The sequence below is a fragment of the Jiangella mangrovi genome (assembly GCF_014204975.1).
GTDB classification, from domain to species: domain Bacteria; phylum Actinomycetota; class Actinomycetes; order Jiangellales; family Jiangellaceae; genus Jiangella; species Jiangella mangrovi.
Genome location: NZ_JACHMM010000001.1, coordinates 3,212,238 through 3,227,721, shown reverse-complemented (window position 1 = coordinate 3,227,721; position 15,484 = coordinate 3,212,238). Strand labels below are relative to the sequence as shown.

Here is a 15,484-nt window from a genome sequence, read left to right as displayed (position 1 = left end):
CCCCCGAACCTTAAGCCCCAGGTCGGGCAGACCGAACATCGACGACGAGCGCAGTCGTCAGGACGAGACCTGGACATCGATCTGATCGACATCCATCGTTGCGGCCGGTTGGCGCTCAGAACCCGCTCCCGAGCACCACGGCTCGCAAGGTACGTTCGAGCCAGTCGCGGTAGTCCTGTTGGGTCCAGCCGGCGTCGAGGACGAAGTGTTCGTGGGTCTCGGGCGCCACGAGGTAGGTGTAGGTCTCGACCAGCACCTCTCGTTGCGCCGAGCTCTTCACCATCCCCCGTGCGGCCAGCGCGTCGATGGCATGCCCGCAGTCCGCCCGCCGCCGCTCCATGTGTTCGCGCAGCGCCTCCCCCAGCGCGGGGTCGGAGTTCGCGGCGCTCGTGAACGCCCGCCACAGCCGGCTCGAGGCGGCATTCGCGGCCGCGAGGAAGTCGACCAGGGCGGCGAGGAACTCGTCACCGTCCGAGATGGAGAGCAGCTCGAGCCCGACGTCCTTCTCGGCGATCAGGTCGCGACTGTCCGACCCGGTGAAGGCCTGGTGGAACGCGGACAACAAGAGATCGCGCTTCGGGCCGACCGCCTTGACGGTCTCGACGGAGACGCCGGCCTCGCGGGCGATGTCGGTCAGTGACGTGCCCGCGTAGCCCTGCGAGCTGAAGCAGGTCCCCGCGGCCGCCAGCACGGCCCGGCGGGTCGCCGCAGCCTGCCTCGCGCGCAGCTCCGAGTGGTAGGCCCGCCTGCCTTCCGCCGAACCTGCCAATTTGACTTGCCTCCTGAGGTAGTCAATACTCTCCAACGAATCCAAACATACGCCGGGGGGACGTCGCCGCATGCTGTCCGTGCTCATCTGCTCCACCCCGATCCACGGGCATGTCGTCCCGCTGCTGGCTGTGACCAGGCATCTCGTCGAACAGGGACACCGGGTGCGGTTCCTGACCGGCGAGCGCTGGCGGGCCGCCGTCGAGGACGCGGGAGCTCAGCACCTCGCCCTCCCGGCGGAAGCCGACTACGACGACCGGGACATGAACGGGGCGTTCCCCGGCCGGGCCGCGCTGTCCGGGCCGAAGGCGATGCGGTTCGACATGACGAAGGTGTTCCTGGCCCCGCTCGCAGCCCAGCTCGACGCCGTCGACGCCGCCTTGAGCACCCAACACACCGACGCCGTCCTCGCCGAGAGCCTGTTCCTCGCCGCCGGCGCGTTCGCCACCCGCCCACGAGCCACCAGGCCGCCGCTCGTCTACCTCGGCATCGTCCCGCTGCCGCAGAAGAGCCGGAACACCGCGCCGTACGGCCTCGGTCTCCCACCCCGCAACGGCCTCACCGGCAGAATCCGCAACGCCGCCCTCCACGCCCTCGCCGAGAAGGTCGTCTTCGCGCCGGTCCAGAAGGACTGGACGCGGCGTAGCGCGAGTCGCGAGTTCGTCATGAACTGGCCGGTCCCGGCCGACGCGATCGTGCAGTTCAGCGTCCCGGCCTTCGAGTATCCCCGCGACCCCGCGCCGAAGAACCTGCACTTCGTCGGGCCGGTCTCACGACCCATCGCAGGCGAGCAGCCGAAGCCCGGCTGGTGGGACGAGCTCGACGGCGGCCGGCCGGTCGTGCACGTCACCCAGGGGACCCTCGCCAACCAGGACTTCAACGAGCTCGTCGGGCCGGCCCTCGCCGGGCTGCAGCACGAGGACGTGTTCGTCGTCGTCAGCGCCGGCGGCCGCGATCCGCAGACCCTCCCGCCGCTGCCCGCCAACGCCCGCGCCGCGAGCTACCTGCCGTACGACGAGCTGCTCCCGCGCACCGATGTCATGGTGACGAACGGAGGCTACGGCGGCGTCCACTACGCCATGGCCTACGGCGTCCCGCTCGTGGTCGCGGGCAAGACGGAGGACAAGATCGAGGTGACGGCGCGGGTGGCGTGGTCCGGCGCCGGAGTGGACCTGCGGACGAACCAGCCGGACTCGAAGCGGATCGTCGACGCCGTCCGCACCGTCCTGGCCGACCCCCGTTACCGGGCCGCCAGCGCCGTCGTCGGCGAGCAGATCGCGGCGGCACCCGGAGTCGCGGCGCTCGAGCGCATCATCGCCGATCTGGTGGACGGCGACCCGACCGGCACGAGCGGCTCCGGCGGCGACCCGACCGGACTCGCGGTCACCCCCTGAACCCGCATGGTGTCCCGCGACGGGGGGCCGGGACACCATGCGGCACGAACTCGCTGCCGGATGCCGGCAGCTCCGGCGGCTGAATATCGACAATTCAGCCCGGCAGCTGTGGCGATCATCCATTGGAGATCAACGTCTCATGAAGCTCACTTTGTGCTGCTGTAGGATCCACGGGAAGCGCCGCCTGGGGCGGCCGACGGCCTCGGAGGGTGCCCGAGGTCCGACGGTGACGCGGTGCAACCGCACCAGTAGGTAGCGGCGTCATCTTCATGTGACGGCGTGGATGGGAATTCGGGGACCAAGGTGGGCGAACGACTCGAAGTCAGCGGGCGGGCCGGCTAGCGGCATGCGCGTTCTCGTCCTCACCGTCGTCCACGACCCGGAAGACGCACGCATCAGGCATCGCCAGATCGTCGCCCTCCGCGACGCGGGGCACGAGGTGACACTGGCGGCGCCGTTCACCGACTACGGCCGCGCCATCCCGCCGGACCTGGCCGTCGTCGACATTCCGCGCTCGCAGGGCCGGCACCGGTTCCTCGCGGTCCGCACGGCCCGCCGCCTGCTGAAGCGGCACGGCCGCGACTACGACATCGTCCTCATGCACGACCCCGAGCTGGTGCTGGCCACCGTCGGCCTCGACGTGCCGGGTCTGGTGTGGGACGTGCACGAGGACACAGCCGCCGCGCTACGCATGAAGCCGTGGCTGCCGCGGTTCACCCGGCCCGCGGGGGCGGCGCTGATCCGGGCCATCGAGCGCAGCGCGGAGCGGCGCATGCCGCTGCTGCTCGCCGAGGAGTCCTACGCCGGCCGCTTCCGCAAGGAGCACACCGTCGTCCGTAACAGCGTCGCCATCCCCGACGACGTCAGCGTGCCCGTCGACGACCGCGTCGTCTACCTCGGCCGGCTGACGGCGGCCCGCGGCGCCCTCGACCTCGTCGAGCTGGGCCGGCGGCTGGCGCCGGAGATCCAGGTGCACCTGGTCGGGCCGGCCGACGCCGACTGCGCCGCCGTCATCGAGGCCGCCCAGGCCGACGGCGCCGTCGTCTGGCACGGGTTCGTCCCCAACGACGAGGCCCTGACGATGCTGCCGGGCGCGCTCGCGGGGCTCAGCCTGCTGCACGAGCAACCGAACTACGCGCACTCCCGTCCCACCAAGATCGTCGAGTACATGGCGCACGGGCTGCCGGTCGTCAGCACGCCCAACCCGGCGTCGGCGGAGCTGATCATGCGGCACCGCTGCGGCACCGTCGTCCCGTTCGGCGACGTCGACGCCGCCGAGGCGGCCGTGCGCGAGCTCCAAGCCAACCCCGCGGAACGACGGCGCATGACCGAGGCCGGGCGCGCGGCCGTCATCGCGCACTACAGCTGGGACGCCGACGCCGACCTGTTCGTCCACTCGCTGGAGAAGCTGGCCCACGCGACCTCGCGCTGAGCCGCCGCGTCGGTACAGTTTCACCTTCCGGACACCACCTACCACGGAGATTCGATGCACCGGGCGATTCGCGCGCTTCTCGGCTCCCGCTGGCCCCTGCTCGGCTTGGCCGGGGCGGTGGCGGCGGTCGTCGTCGCCGTGGTCATCGTCGCCGACGGCGGCAGCCTCGCCCAGGCGGCAATCGCCCTGCTGCTCGGCCTGGCCCTCGTCGGGCTGGTCGTCGTCGGGGCCAGTGCGCGCGAGTCCGAGCAGCGCGCCCGCAAGCTCGAGAAGCAGCTCAAGGAGCTGAGCGCCGCCACCCGGACCATCGCGACCACCGTCGAGGCCATCGCGACCCGGCAGAACGACCCGTCGGGCGGGCCACTCGCCGCCATCATCGGCGCCCAGCGGGTCGACGCCGCCGTCCGGCACGACGAGCTGATCTCGCTGCACGACGAGCTCCGCACCGACCTGCACGCCACCCTGACCGAGCGCCAGCTCGGCGAGTTGTCGGCGCTGGCCAACCTCTACGCGATGTTCGGCGCCGACGACGAGGTCCCGGTGTTCGGCGGGTTCGCCGCCTCGCCGCAGACCGTGCTCCGGCTGGCGTCCCTGGTGCGCCGGCTCCCGCAGGACGCGCTGATCGTCGAGTGCGGCAGCGGCGGTTCGACGGTCTGGCTGGCGCTGGCCTGCAAGCGCGCCGGCCGCGGCCGCGTCGTCGCACTCGAGCACCACGAGCGCTATGCCGCCCGCACCCGCGACGCACTGGCCCGGCACGGACTCGACGGCGTCGCCGAGGTGCGGGAAGCGCCGCTCGAGCCGGTCACCGTCGGCGGCGAGAAGCACGACTGGTACGCGGCGTCTGCGTGGTCCGACCTGCGCGGCATCGACCTGCTCTTCGTCGACGGCCCGCCCGGCAGCGTGGGTCCGCGTTCCCGCTATCCCGCGCTGCCGCTGCTGGCGTCCGCGCTCGACGACGGCGCCCTGGTCGCCCTCGACGACGTGGAGCGGCCCGACGAGGCCGAGGTCGCCGCCGACTGGCTGGCCGAGGGGGCCGACGGGGTCCGGCTCACCGACGACGGGCTGGTCGGCCGGACCCGCTTCTTCACCGCGACGCGCGACTGAGCGCTCGCGCGGGGCCGCGCCCCTCCGTCAGCCCGCGATGGACCCGTCGCGGAGCATGCCCTGCTGGGTGACGGCGACGACGGCGGGCCGGACGCCGATCTCCGCGCCACTGACCCAGTGCACACCGAACAGCCGCCGCGCGGTCTCGTCCAGACCGTCGGCGCCGGTGTTGCGGCGGGACCGATGCAGTGCGCGGGTGGCCCACAGCTCGACCGGTGGGCCGGGTTCGTCAGAAACCGTCGCCCGCACCAGCCCCACCCCCTCGGAGCCGGACAGCGCGAGCAGGGTACCCACCGCCGACCGGCCGATCGCCGCGCCGGCCGGCACCACCAGCGAGAACGGCGCCGGGAAACCAGTGCGCACGGGGTCGGGAGCGAACCGGACCCGCGCGTCGGCGGCGAAGTAGTCCTCGACCCAGCGCGGCAGCTCCTTGCTGGGCGACACCGTCACGACGAGGTCGGTGTAGGCCGAGGCCAGGATGCTGTCGACGGTGATCTGCACCTCTTCGGGCGTCCCGCTGGTGGCGTCGACGACGGCGTTCACCACCGGCACCCGCCACATGCGCCCGACGTCGGAGGGACGGAAGAGCGGGATCGGCAGGTGGTTGGCGGCCAGGCCGGAGCGCTCACGCTTGATCTCGTCGCCGCGCGTGGCGAAGTTGCGGGCGCCCTGGTGGAAGCTGCGGGCCTCGGGCTCCGGGACGACCACGCCGCCGGCGGTGAAGATGCGATAGCCGAACTCGGTGTCGACGATGCCGCGCAGGCCGAAGGTCGCGAAGCCGCCGCTCTCGCCGTAGAGCGCGCGCGGGGCCGAGACGCTCGCCCCGACGACGGCGATGAATGTGTCGTCCGCGAACGTGGTGAGCCGGTCGGCGTCGCGGATGAAGTCCTCGACCCAGGCATGGCGCCGCTGCTTGCGCCCGTCGAGCAGCTGGTCGAACGTGTCGTCGCGGGTGGCGGCCACGACGTCCTCGGGCGTGATGCCGTCGAAGTCGACGAACGTCTTGTACCCGAGCACGACGGCGTCGGCGACGGCGTGGTGCCGGCGGGCGTGCGCCTCGACGTGCGTGCGTGTGGCGACGATGTCGGCGTCGAGGAACAGCACGATGTCACCAGTCGCGGCCTCGGCCCCGGCGTGCCGCGCGCGGCCGGAGCCGTGTCCGTCGCCGGCCGGCAGTCGCAGGATGCGGGCGCGCTCGGGGCGGATCGCGGGCAGCCGCAGCGGCTCGGCCGACGCGTCGTCGACGACGATGACGTCCATCAGCTCCGCCGGGTACGTCTGCGCCGCCAGCGCCGCGAGGGTGAGGTCGAGCTCGTCCTGGCAGTCCTTCGCCGGAAGCACCACCGTCACGGTCAGGATGGGCGTCCAGGTGCCGAGGCCGGGCACCGCGACGGTGGTCCATTCCTGCCGCGAGACGGCGACCGGCGTCGGGGCCGTGGTCGACATCATTCCTCCGCTGCAGCCGGGTAGGGTGGGGTCGCCGCTCACCGGGCGGCGACACGCTGAGAACCTACCGGGCCCTGTGATGCCGACCAAAACTGACCTCCGACCAGCAGCGATCCCCGACCCGTTCGTCCCGGACTGGGCCGGTCTCGCCGTACTCGACCCGTCTGCGCTGAGTGCGGCGGCGAGCGCCATCGTCGCGGCGCCGCTGCCCGCGGTGAACACCACGCTGGTCTCCCCCGCCGGTTTCGACGCCTTCGAGGATGACGGTGCGGGATCCTCGCCGCGCCGCACAGTGGAGCTGCGGACGCGGCCGTCCGGCGACCTGCGGTTCTATGACGGTCGCACGCGGCTGTTCTCGCTGAACCGGCCGGCCGCGGTGTCGGCCGCTCAGCTGGCCGCGCTGCGCCCGTACGCCGGCGTGCGGGTGCCGTTCGGCGACGCCGCCGGCCCGGTCGAGCTGGCCGGGCTGCTGCGCCAGCTGCTGGTGGGCGGCGTCCCGGTGCTGGCGCCGGACCTGCCGCTCGTCGTCCGGCGACTGCTCGGACCGGCTCTCGGCTCGCTCGTGATGGGCTCGACGCCGTCGATCCTGGCCGACCCGGACCGGCGCGAGCGCTGGTCGGTCGCGGCCCGGCGCGCCGCGTTGCGCTCCGCGACAGCTGCCGCGGGGGTCGCTTCCTCGCCGCCGTCGGTCACCGCCGTCGTTCCCCCCGGCGACGCCGCTCTGCTGCGCGACCTGCGGCACCAGACCTGGCCGGCGCTGACGGTCGTGGTCGCGTCCGATGCGGCTTCGCGGCGGAGAGCACTGGAGACGTGCGCGACGGAGCTGGCGACGCTGCCGTCCCCGGGGTTCGGCTACGCGCCGGAACACATCGAGGACCTCGTGCTCGGGCGCGGCTACGGCCAGCTCCCCGTGAGCGGCGCGGTGGTGCGACGGACCTTCCTGCCGGCGCTGGACGTGACGGTGCGCGCTGACGGCCCGGCCGGCGAGCGGCCCGCGTCGTCGCTGACGGCCGCGACGGTGCTCGGCTCGCCCGCCGACCTGCTGTCGCTGGGCCTGGACTCGTTGGACGGTGCCGCTGCGACCGCCGACGTCGGCGACGACGGGTACGCAATCCACGACCTCGGGGTTCAGCGGGTGGTCCGCGACGCTGCCGGTGTCGAGGCGGCGTTGCGGGCGGGTGGGCGGCAGGTGCCCGGCACCGGCCGAGTCGACCCGGGGTACGCGTCCTACTTCGCCCGCACCGCCTGACGAACCCGGCCCGAGCCGGCTGGGGAGTGTCTGACGGATCGACCCCTTCCTACCTGTTCGTGATCAGGTTCCCTCGCGGTCGCCTCCATGATCAACCGGGATCCGGGGCCGCGGACCCATTGATCCGTCAGACACTCCTAGTGGGCGGCCTCGCGCTCGGCGTGCAGCTTGCGCACCGTCTCGACCAGCTCTTCCGCGCGGGCGTCGAAGGAGTGCTCCCGCCGCACCAGTTCCGACAGCTTCTCGCGAGCCGCCGCCCGCTCGGGCGTCTCGGCCAGCTGCGCGTTCACCGCCGCCGCCAGCTCCTGCGGCGTCGTGTACGTCAGCACGACGTCGCCGAAGACCTCGTCGACGCCCGGAACCACGTCGGTCACGACTCGCGCCCCGCAGGCGGCCAGGTCGAACAGCCGGTTGGACATCAGGCCCTCGGCCTTCATGTCCTCCCAGTGGTCGTTCAGCACGACGCCCGCACCGGCGTAGACGGCTGGGAGGTCCTCGTTGGGGAGGTACTCGCCGAGCCAGGCGCCCTCGGGCAGCAGCCCGCGCCAGCGCACGCCGTAGACCGACGGCACGATGCCTGCCGCCAGCGCCGCGCCCACGGACGCCCGCATGCCGCGCGCGTTGCCCACGAACAGCACGTCGTGGCGGCGGCGGGGGTCGGGCGGCACCGGACGGAAGCGGTGAGCGTCGGTCGCCTGCAGCAGCGGCCGGACCGGCGCGCCGAGGTCGGTGGACATGCGTCGCGCCAGCCGGGTCGAGGCGGCGAAGACGGCGTCGTACGAGGCCAGCTCGCGGCGGGTGACCCGCTCGGGGTGGCTGATGACCCATGACAGGTTGATCTGCTGCGGGTTCACCGTGTAGACGCTGACCCCGCGCAGCACCAGCGCGACGTCGTCGAAGCGGGAGGTCGGGCGGTACCAGGCGCGCTTGGAGTCGATGACGGCCTCGTGTCCCAGCCGCTCCAGCGCCTCCTTGAGACCGATGGCGTAGTGCCAGTCACCCCAGTTGGTGCGCCGGGTGACGTCGGGTGCGCCGATCTTGATCGCCCACCGTAGCGGCCGCTGCGCGCGGTCGCGCACGACGATGGGGTCGAACCCCCAGTGCGTCGGTGCCTCGCCGTCGTAGCCCACGATGGTGTAGCCGTGCCCGCCCCAGACCGCGACGTCGTCCTGGCCGACGGTGTCCTTCCAGCGGCCGGTGAACAGCTCCTGGTTGTCCGTCGCGGTGGTGGTGGCCGATGCCGTCGTGCGGCGCTCCGGGGTCTCGGTCAGCGCGACCAGCGCCCCCGGCTCGTACCTCAGGGGCCGCCCGGTCTGCCGGGCGAGCCGCAGGCTGAGGTCGGCGTTGTCGATGTCGTTGACGAACAGCGGCTCGAAACCGCGGACGGCGGCGAAGTCGGCGGCTCGCACGGCCAGCGCGAGGGGCGACAGGCCCGACGGCGTCGACGGCGCGACCGCCTCGGGGGCGTCGCCGGGGAAGCGGCGGTAGAGGTTGTGGGGGTGGGCGCCCCGCGCGAACGCCACGCCGGCCGACCACACCGTGCCGTCGCGCAGCAGCACCTGCGGCTGGACGGCCGCCGCACCGTCGGCCAGTGCGGCGGTGAGTGGCTCGAGCCAGCCTTCCTCGACCCAGGCGTCCGGCGGGAGGAAGACGATGGTCTCGCCGGTGGCCTGCGCCGCGCCGATGGTCCGCGAAAGCTCCGTCGACAGCCGCTGGGTCTGGCGCAGCACCCGCACGCGCGGGAACCGGATGGGCAGGAACTGCAGCCGCATGGCCTCGGCCTCGGACGCCTTGGCGTCGACGACGACCACCTCGACGTCGCTCTCGGTGACCTCGAGCAGCCGCTCGACGGTGCCCGTGACCTCATGGGCGTCGTTGCCGGCGTGGATGACGACGGAGACCGAGCCGGCCGCGCGCGACGACAGCCCCGCGTCGACGGCATCCCAGTCGATCAGGTGCTTGGCGCGGATGACGAAGCGGTAGCCGAACAGCTCGTTGATGGTGATGCGGTCGCTGCGCTCCTCCCACGCGTCGTAGCGGGTGGCGATGAACGGCGCGAGCTCGAAGTCGGTGACCGCCGACATGCGGATGAACAGGTCCCAGTCGACGTTGCGGCGCAGGTGCTCGTCGAACGTGCCGACCTCGTCGAGCAGCGAGCGCTCGTGCAGGACGACGATGCAGTCGATGAAGTTGCGCTCGACCAGCGCCTCGCGGTTGAACTGCAGCGACCGGTAGCCGGTGCGTCCGTTCTTCTTCTCCTCGACCAGCTCCGAGACGGCGTAGCCGAACCGCAGCGACCGCGACCGCACGAACGCGACCATGACCTCGAGGAAGTCGTGCTCCCATAGGTTGTCGGAGTCGAGGTACGCCACGTAGTCGCCGCGCGCCTGCGCGAGCCCGGCGTTGCGGGCGGCCGACACGCCGCCGGCCTGCTCGCGGCGGATCAGCTCGATGCGCTCGTCGTCCAGCGCTTCGACTGCCTCGGCGGTGCCGTCGGTGCTGCCGTCGTCGACGACGATCAGCTGCCAGGTGCGGTACGACTGCGCGAGGACGGAGTCGATGGCGGCGAGCACGCCCTCGCGACGGTCCTTCGTCGGGATGACGACGGTGACCAGCGGCGGCTCCTCGCGGAGCTGCGCGTACGCGGCGAGCACGTCGCGCTTGAATGCCTGCGCCGCGTCGTGGTCGAAGGTGTCGGCGGTGCGCGGCAGGTGCTCCCAGCCGCGGGTCTCGAGCATGAGTCTGCGGGTGCGGCGGGCGAAGTCGGCCAGCGGCGGACCCTGCACGTCGCCGACGGTGGTGGTGTAGACCTCGACGTCGAAGGCCGCGCTGGGCTGCGCGCCGGTCTTCCAGCCGGTCTCGAGGTAGTGGCCGAGCGGCCCGCCGCGGTGGTCGGCGGCGCCGGGGTGCTGCTCGGTGTAGAACGCGGGGTCGAACAGCGGGTGCGGAGACAGCCCCCGGGCGATGCCGCGGTTCACGTAATGGACGAACGGTGCGACGTCGAGCTTCTTGGGGCTGTCGGGGTGGTCGCGGTACCACTCGCTGACGAAGCACGGGTTCGGCGACACGTCGGTGGCCGAGCCGAGGGTGACGTAGTGGTCGACCGGGTCGACGCCCGGCGGGATCGGCGCATCCAGCTGCTCGCGGTACCAGGCCTCGTCGAAGAGCCCGCTGGCCCGGATGGCCGCGGCGATGCGACGCCGCCGGGCGACATCGTCGAGGTACGCCTGCGGCAGCACCTTCTTGACCAGACGACGAACCCTGCCGACCGGCAGTTTCATGCCACGAACTCCTCGGGAACGATCATGACCCTGGTGCATCAGGCCTTCGGACCCAAGTGCATCGGCCGCGTACGGACCCTCGGTATCTTAGACGGTCGACGACGGCGGGAGGTGCCGCGATGCGGTGGTTGGTCACGGGAGCGGCGGGCATGCTGGGCCGCGACATGGTGGCCGTGCTCGGCGGCGCCGACGTGACGGCGCTGACGCGGGCCGGGCTCGACGTCACCGACGCCGAGGCCGTCGACCGGGCTGTCGCCGGGCATGACGTCGTCGTCAACGCCGCCGCCTGGACCGATGTCGACGGCGCCGAGTCAGCCGAGGCCGCGGCCACCGCGGTCAACGGGACGGGGCCGGCGCACCTGGCCGCGGCCTGCGCCCGGCACGGGGCCCGGCTGGTGCAGATCTCCACCGACTACGTGTTCGACGGCGTCGCCTCTGCCCCGTACGCCGAGGACGCGCCCACCGCGCCCCGGTCGGCGTACGGACGGAGCAAGCTGGCCGGCGAGCAAGCGGTGCTCACCACGCTGCCCGACGCCGGCTGGGTCGTCCGCACGGCCTGGCTCTACGGCGAGCACGGCGGCAACTTCGTGAAGACCATGGCCCGGCTCGCGGCCGAGCGCGACACCCTCGACGTCGTCGACGACCAGCGCGGCCAGCCGACATGGTCGATGGACGTCGCGACGCGGGTGGTCGACCTGGTCCGCGCCGACGCCCCGGCCGGCGTCTACCACGCCACCAGCAGCAGCGAGACCACCTGGTTCGGCCTGGCCAGGGCCGTCTTCACCCACCTCGGCCTCGACCCCGAGCGGGTCCGGCCCACCACGACGGACAAGTTCCCGCGCCCGGCGCCGCGCCCCGCCTACTCCGTCCTGGGCCACGACGGCTGGAAGCTCGCCGGGCTGCCGCCGCTGCGCCCCTGGGACGAGGCGCTGGCCGCAGCTGCCCCCGTCGTCCTCCCCCGCCCCTAGCCCACTAGTGTCGTGAGTCAATAGTTCGTATTTAGTGGGTAGGCTTTGCGGGTGCCGAGTCCGGTTGCCCCTGTTGTGACGTTGACTGATGAGGAGCGGTCGCAGCTGTTGACGTGGTCGCGGCGGCCGACGAGCGCGAATGCGTTGGCGGTGCGGTCGCGGATCGTGCTGGCCGCTGGTGACGGGCTGGGGAACACCGCGATCGCGCAGAAGCTCGGGATCGCGGTGTCGAGTGCGCGTAAGTGGCGCTCGCGGTTCGTCGCCGACCGACTCGATGGCCTGCTTGATGAACCGCGCCCTGGCCGGCCCCGCACGGTTGGTGACGAGCAGGTCGAGGCGGTGATCACCCGGACGCTGGAGACGACGCCGAAGGATGCGACGCACTGGTCGACTCGGTCGCTGGCGGCCGAGCTGGGCCTGTCGCAGTCCGCGGTCTCGCGGATCTGGCGGGCCTTCGGCCTGCAGCCGCACCGGCAGGAGTCGTGGAAGCTGTCCAAGGACCCGCTGTTCGTCGACAAGGTCAAAGACGTCGTGGGTCTCTACCTCGACCCGCCCGAGCGGGCCGTGGTGCTGTGCGTGGACGAGAAGTCCCAGATCCAGGCCCTGGACCGCACGGCCCCGATCCTGCCCATGCTCCCGGGCACCCCGCAGCGCGCCACCCATGACTACAAGCGCTACGGCACGTCCAGCCTCTACGCCGCCCTCGACCTCGCCACCGGCCAGGTCATCGGCTCGCTGCACGCCCGCCACCGAGCGATCGAGTTCAAGAAGTTCCTGGCCAAGATCGACGCCGAGGTGCCCGGAACTCGACGTGCACGTCGTGCTCGACAACGCCTCGACCCACAAGACACCGGCCGTGAAGCGATGGCTGATCGAACACCCCCGCTTCACGCTCCACTTCACCCCGACCAGCTCCTCATGGCTCAACCTGGTCGAACGCTGGTTCGGCGAGCTGACCACGAAGAAACTCCAACGCGGCACCCACCGGTCAGTCCGCGAACTCAACACCGACATCCGCGCCTGGATCGACACCTGGAACGACAACCCCAGGCCCTTCGTGTGGACCAAGACCGCCGACCAGATCCTCGAATCCATCGCCAGATACTGCACCCGAATTAACGACTCAGGACACTAGGACTCCGCGCGCAGCAGCAGGCTGATCGTGCTGTGCTGGGCGAGGCCACCCAGGGCGGCGAGCGCGCGGAACGTCAGCGTGACGTCGACGGTGGCGGGCGCGCCGAAGCGGACCCGGAAGCCGCCCTCCTGGCGCGGCTCGCCGGTGAGCACGTGCACCGGGAGGTCCAGCTCGACGCCGGGCACCGGGTCGCTCTCGATGGCCAGCGGGCCGGTGACGTAGCCGTCGTTGACGATGGTGACGTCGACGGTGTGCCACTCGCCCGGTGCCAGCGCCCCGATCTGGGTCGCGGTGCGGGCGACGCTCACCCGTGCCTCCGGGTTGATGGTGACCGCGATCGGGGCCGTGGTGTCGACGGGTGCGCAGCAGTGCTCCATCACTCAGCCTCGCACTCGTCCCTCAGGCCCAGGTAGACGGCCTGCGCGGCGTCGTACGCCGCCCTCGCCTCGCCCCGCTCACCCGGGCGGATGAACCCGGACTTGGCCGCCCACAGCGCGTCGACGGAGTCGTGCAGCCACTGCGCGCTGCGCCGGGACGCGCGGATCGGGCGGCCGCCGGCCTCGACGAAGATCGGCTGGGTGTGCACGCTGTGCAGGATGCGCAGCGCGACCCAGGACGAGCGCTCGAGCGTCACGTCGAAGCCGACCTCGTGCTCGGCGCCGTCGGCGACCAGCTCCTGAGCCGCCACCGCGACGCCGTTGACCACCAGTTCGAGCAGGACGGTGCGGCCGGCGCCGATGCGGGCCCGTTCCAGGTGCCAGCCCACCGGCGCGCTGTACGCCGGCCGGCCCGGCTCCGGCGCCGGTGGCAGGTCCGGCGGCAGCCAGGCCGCGACGGTCGCCGTCACCCGCACCGGTCCCGGCGACGCACGCCGCTGTTCTCGCCCCACCTCGCCGTCGACGGCCAGGTCGAAGACGTGGCTGCGGCCGTCGCCGAAGTAGGACGCGCCGTCCCGAAGACCGGCGATCCACGCCTCGAGCGCCCGCGGCCCCTGCGGCGGCGACGGCAGCCGGACGTAGGTGCGCCCGACGCCCGGGCCGTCGTCGTAGATGCACGGGTAGTCGGTCTCGCCCAGCATCAGCGTGCGGAAGCCGACGTTGAGCAGGTGGTACCAGACGTTCAGCTCGGCCGCGGGCGCCACCTCGGCGCCAGCCTGGAAGTCGGCGGCGCCCAGCGGCACGTCGACGATGATCTCGTTGGACCCGATGGAGTGGAACCCGGGGACGACGTGGTTGGGCAGCTCGTCGGTGCCGACCGCCAGCCCGAGCCCGCAGTGCGCGTAGCCGACCAGCGCGTTCTGGGCCCGGCCCCAGCGCATGATCGGCAGGTTCCAGGACGGCCAGTCCTCGATCAGCGCGGTGCCCGGGTAGTCCTGGTCGGTGAGCCCGAGCAGGATGACGTGCCCGGAGTGGCTGGACGGGAAGCCGGACACCTCGACGTCATAGCGCAGCAGGCTCTCGCCGTCGCGGTCGGTGGGCCGCGGCTCCCAGGTCATGCCCTGCGCGTGCTGCATCGCCGGGTTCTCCAGCAGCGCCGGCGGGCTGATCGACTCGCCGCTGAAGAACTGCTTCTGGTGGTAGTAACAGGGTCCCCAGGTCAGCACGCTGCCGAGCCACAGTCCCTCGCCGCGCACGTGCCGGATCATCGTCTCCGGCGTCACGCCCTCGCTCGGCACGTTGTAGTGCGAGCAGCCGCCGGCGTGGATGTGCGGGTCGCCGGAGTAGTAGCCGTGAGCGGCGGGGTCGACCCAGCGGTCCAGCCGCAGCTCGACGGCATCGGTGCCGGCCTCGACCCGCACGTCGCGGCGGGTCTCGCGGTACTCCGGCCCCCGCCGCGCCGAGATCTCGTAGTCGCCCTCCGGCAGCCGCAGCACCTCGCCGGTCGCGCGGTACACGTGCTCGTGGAAGAACATGTCCGGCGCCAGCCGCATCGCCGTCGACGGGTACGACCGGCCCTGGGCGTCGCGCACCGTGACGGCGGCCATGGAGCTGGCGCCGTCGGGCTCGCGGACGTCGAGCCGGATCTCCCGCGCCGGCGCGCAGTCGAACTCGAACGTCGCGGCGGTGTCGCGGGTGTCCAGCATCGTCCGGCGCCCGGCCAGCGCCAGCGGCGAGCGGGTCAGGCTCCCGGGCGTCTCCTGGACCGCGGCGGCGAACGTCAGCGCCCCGGTGCGCCTGCCGGCGTCGCGGCTGTACACGCTGAGCACTCGGTACTCGACCTCGAGCCCGGACAGCGCCGCGGGCGGTGCGAGCCGGGCCTGCAGCCAGGCCTTCTCGATCCGCGGCACGCTGTCGACGGTGTCGGGCAGCACCGTCCGGGCGGCGTGGCTGTGGTGGTCGAGGACCCCGAGCACCCCGGGGGTCTGGCCGGCCAGCTCGGCCTCGATGCGGTGCGGGTTCTCGATCCGGACCAGGAAACTGCGCCAGCCGTGCTGGACCAGCTCGGGCGGCGCGGTGCCGGGGCTGCTGATCGCCGCGGCGTACTCGTCCAGTCGCACCTCGACCAGCACGAACGGACGCAGCAGGTCCTCGATGTCGCCGACGGTGGTGAGCCCGGCCAGCCGGGCCGTGACACCGTCGGGCAGCGGGTCGCCGAGGTCCCGGAGCGCGCGGACGGCGCGGGTGGCGGAGGCGAGCAGGGGCTGGACAGCGGGCTGGGTTCCGGGCTCGGTCACCGAGTCCTCCAGACGACGGTCTTCGCGAGGGAC

At 72.5% G+C, this 15,484-nt stretch carries 10 protein-coding genes and 1 pseudogene; 6 read left to right on the top strand and 5 right to left on the bottom strand.

Translation table 11 applies throughout. The features are described from left to right. Positions 1-115: 115 nt before the first annotated feature. Positions 116-769 (bottom strand): TetR/AcrR family transcriptional regulator, encoded by a 654-nt coding sequence (locus HD601_RS15055; RefSeq protein WP_184823122.1) that lies wholly within the window; start codon positions 767-769, stop codon positions 116-118. Positions 770-839: 70 nt separating this feature from the next. Here HD601_RS15055 and HD601_RS15050 point away from each other — a divergent pair, with 70 nt between their 5' ends. The 3 genes from HD601_RS15050 (at position 840) to HD601_RS15040 (ending at position 4,698) form a co-directional block, all read left to right on the top strand. After that, positions 840-2,162: a glycosyltransferase gene (locus HD601_RS15050; RefSeq protein WP_184823120.1), complete on the top strand. Its 1,323-nt coding sequence runs from the start codon at positions 840-842 to the stop codon at positions 2,160-2,162. Between the two features lie 346 nt (positions 2,163-2,508). Continuing rightward, entirely contained in the window at positions 2,509-3,594 is a 1,086-nt protein-coding gene (locus HD601_RS15045) for a glycosyltransferase (protein ID WP_184823118.1), read from the top strand. 54 nt (positions 3,595-3,648) lie between these two features. Continuing rightward, positions 3,649-4,698 (top strand): class I SAM-dependent methyltransferase, encoded by a 1,050-nt coding sequence (locus HD601_RS15040; protein ID WP_184823116.1) that lies wholly within the window; start codon positions 3,649-3,651, stop codon positions 4,696-4,698. Positions 4,699-4,725: 27 nt separating this feature from the next. Here the strand turns inward: HD601_RS15040 and HD601_RS15035 are convergent, their stop codons facing one another. Further along, complete coding sequence (locus HD601_RS15035; protein ID WP_184823114.1) at positions 4,726-6,144, bottom strand: glycosyltransferase family 2 protein; 1,419 nt, start codon at positions 6,142-6,144, stop codon at positions 4,726-4,728. A gap of 79 nt (positions 6,145-6,223) precedes the next feature. On the opposite strand from HD601_RS15035, the gene HD601_RS15030 reads away from it, so the two are divergent. Further along, positions 6,224-7,393: a hypothetical protein gene (locus HD601_RS15030; RefSeq protein ID WP_184823112.1), complete on the top strand. Its 1,170-nt coding sequence runs from the start codon at positions 6,224-6,226 to the stop codon at positions 7,391-7,393. A gap of 137 nt (positions 7,394-7,530) precedes the next feature. Here the strand turns inward: HD601_RS15030 and HD601_RS15025 are convergent, their stop codons facing one another. Continuing rightward, the gene (locus tag HD601_RS15025) at positions 7,531-10,674 is read right to left on the bottom strand and encodes a glycosyltransferase (protein WP_184823110.1); all 3,144 of its coding nucleotides are present in this window, start codon (positions 10,672-10,674) and stop codon (positions 7,531-7,533) included. Between the two features lie 119 nt (positions 10,675-10,793). On the opposite strand from HD601_RS15025, the gene rfbD reads away from it, so the two are divergent. Both rfbD and HD601_RS15015 read left to right on the top strand, forming a co-directional pair. Next, a complete protein-coding gene (gene rfbD, locus HD601_RS15020) occupies positions 10,794-11,642 on the top strand; it encodes a dTDP-4-dehydrorhamnose reductase (RefSeq protein WP_184823108.1) in 849 nt (282 codons plus the stop codon). Between the two features lie 51 nt (positions 11,643-11,693). Then, positions 11,694-12,777, top strand: a pseudogene (locus HD601_RS15015) (IS630 family transposase). Here HD601_RS15015 and HD601_RS15010 read toward each other — a convergent pair. Then, positions 12,774-13,154: a COG1361 family protein gene (locus tag HD601_RS15010; RefSeq protein WP_184823106.1), complete on the bottom strand. Its 381-nt coding sequence runs from the start codon at positions 13,152-13,154 to the stop codon at positions 12,774-12,776. The pseudogene HD601_RS15015 and the gene HD601_RS15010 sit on opposite strands and share 4 nt — an antisense overlap. Next, positions 13,154-15,451, bottom strand: a complete 2,298-nt coding sequence (locus tag HD601_RS15005) for a CehA/McbA family metallohydrolase (RefSeq protein WP_184823104.1) — start codon at positions 15,449-15,451, stop codon at positions 13,154-13,156. The genes HD601_RS15010 and HD601_RS15005 overlap by 1 nt, the downstream gene beginning before the upstream one ends. Positions 15,452-15,484 lie beyond the last annotated feature (33 nt).

Coding starts and splice junctions, on each gene's coding strand:
- HD601_RS15050 (WP_184823120.1), top strand. CDS start 840: ATGCTGTCCGTGCTCATCTGCTCCACCCCGATCCACGGGCATGTCGTC.
- HD601_RS15045 (WP_184823118.1), top strand. CDS start 2,509: ATGCGCGTTCTCGTCCTCACCGTCGTCCACGACCCGGAAGACGCACGC.
- HD601_RS15040 (WP_184823116.1), top strand. CDS start 3,649: ATGCACCGGGCGATTCGCGCGCTTCTCGGCTCCCGCTGGCCCCTGCTC.
- HD601_RS15035 (WP_184823114.1), bottom strand. CDS start 6,144: ATGTCGACCACGGCCCCGACGCCGGTCGCCGTCTCGCGGCAGGAATGG.
- HD601_RS15030 (WP_184823112.1), top strand. CDS start 6,224: ATGCCGACCAAAACTGACCTCCGACCAGCAGCGATCCCCGACCCGTTC.
- HD601_RS15025 (WP_184823110.1), bottom strand. CDS start 10,674: ATGAAACTGCCGGTCGGCAGGGTTCGTCGTCTGGTCAAGAAGGTGCTG.
- rfbD (WP_184823108.1), top strand. CDS start 10,794: ATGCGGTGGTTGGTCACGGGAGCGGCGGGCATGCTGGGCCGCGACATG.
- HD601_RS15010 (WP_184823106.1), bottom strand. CDS start 13,154: ATGGAGCACTGCTGCGCACCCGTCGACACCACGGCCCCGATCGCGGTC.